At 42.7% G+C, this 255-nt stretch carries 1 pseudogene; it reads left to right on the top strand.

What is annotated here, in order from left to right:
* Positions 1–255, top strand: a pseudogene (locus FQ668_RS28880) (hypothetical protein); the annotation flags it as partial.

Raw genomic sequence — 255 nt, 5'->3', positions numbered from 1 at the left:
GTTCTACATTCTATGTTCGCCACCTAAAAGGAAACTTTCCATTTCCTCTTTGTGCTTTCTCAGTCAAAGGTGAGAGTGTTGCTAAGGAACAAAAGATACCATCCTTACCATTAAACCCAATTCCAAAGCCTGACCTATCGAATGCCATCACCAAGGACTTTGTCTTCGAGTGGGAAGGGGCTGTTACTCCAGCAAGTAAAGACGGTAAAGCTATACCTAAGTTCTGGTTAATGAACAAAAGAGCTTGGGAAGGCA

Origin of the sequence: Pseudomonas sp. Kh14, from assembly GCF_900291005.1 — a bacterium.
Classification (GTDB): domain Bacteria; phylum Pseudomonadota; class Gammaproteobacteria; order Pseudomonadales; family Pseudomonadaceae; genus Aquipseudomonas; species Aquipseudomonas alloputida.
Note: the sequence above shows the minus strand (reverse complement) of the source record. Positions and strands in the feature narration are given on the sequence as shown.